Annotated in this window: 6 protein-coding genes; 5 read left to right on the top strand and 1 reads right to left on the bottom strand. The window is 39.3% G+C overall.

Annotation, left to right across the window (positions count from 1 at the left end; genetic code table 11):
• Positions 1-230: 230 nt before the first annotated feature.
• From V7K25_RS15220 to V7K25_RS15200, 5 genes are all read left to right on the top strand, one after another.
• On the top strand, positions 231-536 hold the full coding sequence (locus V7K25_RS15220; protein ID WP_335159246.1) for an IS66 family transposase: 306 nt from the start codon (positions 231-233) through the stop codon (positions 534-536).
• 263 nt (positions 537-799) lie between these two features.
• Positions 800-1,045 (top strand): hypothetical protein, encoded by a 246-nt coding sequence (locus V7K25_RS15215; protein ID WP_335159244.1) that lies wholly within the window; start codon positions 800-802, stop codon positions 1,043-1,045.
• Between the two features lie 387 nt (positions 1,046-1,432).
• Positions 1,433-2,173 carry a COG4705 family protein gene (locus tag V7K25_RS15210; RefSeq protein WP_335159242.1) on the top strand — a complete coding sequence of 247 codons (741 nt, stop codon included), beginning with the start codon at positions 1,433-1,435 and terminating at the stop codon, positions 2,171-2,173.
• Positions 2,174-2,209: 36 nt separating this feature from the next.
• Positions 2,210-2,884: a response regulator transcription factor gene (locus V7K25_RS15205; RefSeq protein WP_335159240.1), complete on the top strand. Its 675-nt coding sequence runs from the start codon at positions 2,210-2,212 to the stop codon at positions 2,882-2,884.
• Between the two features lie 15 nt (positions 2,885-2,899).
• Complete coding sequence (locus V7K25_RS15200; RefSeq protein ID WP_335159238.1) at positions 2,900-4,144, top strand: HAMP domain-containing sensor histidine kinase; 1,245 nt, start codon at positions 2,900-2,902, stop codon at positions 4,142-4,144.
• On the opposite strand, the gene V7K25_RS15195 is transcribed toward V7K25_RS15200, so the two are convergent.
• Complete coding sequence (locus V7K25_RS15195) at positions 4,141-4,305, bottom strand: DUF2127 domain-containing protein (protein WP_335159236.1); 165 nt, start codon at positions 4,303-4,305, stop codon at positions 4,141-4,143. The two genes, V7K25_RS15200 and V7K25_RS15195, sit on opposite strands and share 4 nt — an antisense overlap.
• Positions 4,306-4,475 lie beyond the last annotated feature (170 nt).

The raw sequence follows: 4,475 nt of genomic DNA, 5'->3' as shown, positions 1-4,475 counted from the left end.
TCTTAGAGGAAGTGCGATGTCTACGACGGCAAGCTACGCTTTGGCTGTTATCGCGGCTCTCAAAGAAAAAGGTTTTACTCTTAGCCTGCAATTATAAACATCGCTATCCTCAAGGTATTCCTGAAAATATTATTGCCCGTCTTAATCAACTGTATGAATAAATTCTCAACCGAGGGCAAGATTATCATTCTTCTCAACCACCTTTAAACCGTAAAGGTCATCGAGGTCGGGTGAAACGACGAGTTGGTCATAACTTGTTGTTGCGGCTCCAAAATTTCCGGGGTGATGTTTTACGGTTTCTGACGGAATCGGATGTTCCCTTTACCAATAATCAAGCGGAACGTGACTTGCGGATGATGAAGTGTAAGCAGAAAATTTCTGGTGGCTTTCGCTCCTTCGATTTTGCGGTTTCATTCGCCAATATCCGCTATGCACTTTCGACTGCATCTAAGCGTGGTCTTAATCTTCTGGAAGTCATTACTGATGCCTTACTTGATAATGTCTCTGTTTTCCTTTCCTCAAATCCTACTAGCTAGGCAGTTACAAATAAGATGCGTTTCCCCTGCCTTGTACGGTGAGTCTGCATAAACTGGTAAACCAAATATTTTAATCAGAAATACCTGTTAGACCTAGTGAATATTTAACAGGTATTTCCATTCCAATCTTTTCCAGTTCTTGACTTTTAATGTCTATTGTTGAATTACTGACGAGAAAGAGCAAAAGGCTTTGCATCATGAAAAATTATCATAAAACTATTCTGTCAACTGTTGTTGTAAGTATTTTGGCATTTGGTGGTTATATGCAAACAACGTATGCCCATGAATTACCATCTCATCTTTTAGCTACATCACAGTCTGCTAGCGGTGTCAAAATTGCTGAAATGGATAGCCCTCATGATCGTGATAGTAGTCATGAAGATGGGGATAGAGAAGCTAGTGATGGTAGAAGAGTGTCTGTGACAAGAGCGCACAGAAGAAATCATGCTAAGTATCCTTTGACACATCAGAGAAAATATCATCATGCAAGGAGGCAGCACACAAAGTAGCTGCCTATGTGGGAATGGTACGCAAGCTAGGCACAATTAACAAGGTTACAGCAGTTGCTCATGGGGGCCCTTCTGCAGCGACCTCTTGTGAAGCTTGCGCTTTTTTGCCTTAAGCAGAAGAAACCAGCCTTACTGCCAATTGACCGACAAGACTGATTAGCGATCGCCTTCTCGAACGAATGGCATTTTTCTGTTTGTGAAGAGGCGATTTTGTTAGCAATTTGCGATTACCTAACCTATGTGTTGACTGTTCAATAGCTTTCAATGTAGTGCTTATTCTACATAGCTTAGAGCTTTTCAAGCCTGCCATTAATATCTCAATTGTTTCTACCAGACTGAGCTAATCTGAATTATGATGACTTACTATTTTTTCTTGTGAAAATAGAAATGAACAAAGTTGCAAAAGTCACAATTTTCTTTTGGATCATGAAGATCATCGCCACGACGCTCGGCGAGACGGCAGGTGACTTCATCTCAATGTCTCTCGGACTCGGGTATTACGTAGCCTTTGCCATAACGTTCGCCATTCTGGCTATTCTCCTGTTTTTTCAAATTCAATCGGACAGATATCGTCCAATCCTTTACTGGGTGGCGATCATTGCGACAACCACAGCCGGAACCGAAGTTTCAGACCTGATGGATCGATCTCTCGGGCTGGGCTACGCAGTGGGATCACTTATTCTGGTAGCCGGTCTGTTGAGTGTTCTTGCCATTTGGTACTACCGCGATCGGGATCTGAGCGTTTATCCGATCATCAGGAAAGACGCAGAGACCACCTATTGGCTGGCTGTCGTGTTCTCCAACAGTTTGGGAACGGCCTTTGGTGACTTTCTGACAAGCAACTTGGGACTGAGCTATATCCAGGGTGCATTCGTGACGGCCAGCGTCATTGGTGTTGTCATCGCCCTTCACTACGTAACAAAGTTGAGCGATATTCTCCTATTCTGGCTGGCGTTCATCATCACGCGACCCTTTGGAGCCACCTTCGGAGATTTTCTGACCAAACCAGTCAAAAATGGCGGTCTATCACTGCCAAGGGGCTATGCTTCGGCGATCGCCTTTATCATGCTGGCAGTTGTCCTATTCTTTTCGCGAAAGGAGAAAAAAGTGCGTCACCCAATTGAGTGATGCGTTTAAGCAGATGGATGACCATAGCATAAAGATATGAGAATTTTAATAATTGAAGATGACGATCGCATCGCTAAACCCTTAGCCGAAGATTTAAAACACCAGCATCATGCTGTTGATATTGCTTGTGATGGGATTGAAGGTTGGGAATATGCCGAAGCAGGTAATTATGATTTCATTTTATTAGATTTAATGTTGCCGCGCTTAGATGGAATTACTCTCTGTAAACGGTTACGTGCTGCTAAATGTAATGCTTTTATTTTGATGTTGACAGCACGAGATACAACACCAGATAAAATAACTGGACTCGATGCTGGTGCCGATGATTATTTAGTTAAACCATTTGAACTAGAAGAATTAGCAGCACGAATTAGAGCTTTATGTCGGAGAAGCCCAGAAACTCACCAACTAATTTTAATTCACGGTGATTTACGATTAGACCCTAATAATTATCATGTGACTTATGCAAGCAAGCCTTTATCATTAACACATAAAGAATACATGATATTAGAATGCTTTTTGAAAAATCCTACTCAAGTTTTAACTCGATCGGCAATTTTAGATAAATTGTGGGAGTTTGATAAATTATCCGGCGAAGAAACCGTTAAAACTCACATAACAAATTTAAGAAAGAAACTCAGAGCGGTAGGAAGTTCAGAGGATTTTATCGAAACTGTTTATGGTTTTGGTTATCGCCTGTGTCCTAAATAAATGCAAATTTAGCTGATGTTTGAAAAAATTCGCCGTCGTTTACTGTTGTCTTATTTAATCGTTTTATCATTAATCTTAGGTGGATTTGCAATTGCTGTTCGGATTGTCTTCACCCATAGCCTCTATAAACAACAAACACAAAAACTTGCTGCATTAGCACAAGTTGGTGCTGCTAATGCCGAGTTTGATAACGGTAAAATTAGAATTGAAAATGACTTTCCTCAAGATAAATTGTTTAAAAATCATCAAGAATTAAACTGGTTTGATACTAAAGGTAATCTCATCGCCAAAGAGGGACAAGATATATTAAGTTTACCTACTCATGTAAAAGAAGGAGAACAAATTAATCCAGTTGGTAAAAATCGCATTCAATCTGTTACTTTACCCATTATTAATAGTGATGATAAACAGTTCATTGGATATGTAAGAGCAAGTCAATCTCTAGAAGAATTCGATGAAACTTTAAATAAATTAGATTTGGGGTTAGGCGGTGGAATTGTTGTAGCTTTGATTATTAGTAGTGCTGGTGGAGTTTGGCTGACTCGTCAAGCGATGCAACCAATTGAAGAAAGCTTTGAACGATTAAAACAGTTTACTGCTGACGCTTCCCATGAACTCCGCAGTCCTTTAATGGCGATTAAAAGTAATGCAGGGGTAGCACTCAAGTATCCAGAGGGAATGCGAGAAACTGACGCAGAAAAATTTCAGGCTATTTCTAGTGCTACTAACCAAATGACTCGACTTACAGAAGACTTACTATTTTTAGCTCGTTATGATAATATTCCTAACCACATCAAAGAAACTGTTAATCTTAGTTCAATTTTAAATAACTTAATGCAACTATATCAGCCGCAAGTAATGGCTAAACAAATTAATCTGAAAAGTCAATTGACTGAAAAGCTTTATCTGTTAGCCGATCCAAATCAGATAACACGATTATTTAGTAACTTAATTCAAAATGCTATCCACTACACACCATCAAAAGGGACAATAGAAATCACAGCTAATCGTAGTATTTCCTATCTAGTTGTTAATGTCCAAGATACGGGTGTAGGAATTGCACCAGGAGATTTAGAAAATATTTTTGAGCGTTTTTGGCGAGCAGATAAATCACGTTCTTATAATTCTGGTGGTTCTGGTTTGGGATTGGCTATTGCCCAAGCTATTGCTGAGAATCACGGTGGATTAATTAGTGCCACAAGTCAATTGGGAATTGGTAGTTGTTTTACTGTGCATTTCCCAGCATTTTCACTTAATTAATGTTTATAAAAATGTCTTATTAAGTACCACAATCTAGCTATATTAACCATAAAGACTAAAACTTTTAAAATTGTCACCCCTTTAATTAACTCAAATATTTCGGAACTCCTGGTACTACACTGACAGTTTTTCTCAAAGGTTTGAAAATCCAGGTGAAGCACAGACTTTAGTATACTCTGCTTCTTTTAGAGGTGTTGGTATGACTACAGATATACCACTTAGGTTAGTAATAATTCAAACCTATGCTATGTAATCATCAACTACGAGCGGAATTAAGAAACTAGACGAAAGACAACTGGAACAAGTCTCAGGGTGAAAATAATATCAAGCG

Origin of the sequence: Nostoc sp. (assembly GCF_036919495.1) — a bacterium.
Taxonomy (GTDB): Bacteria; Cyanobacteriota; Cyanobacteriia; order Cyanobacteriales; family Nostocaceae; genus Nostoc.
This window is presented reverse-complemented; position numbering and strand designations above follow the sequence as displayed.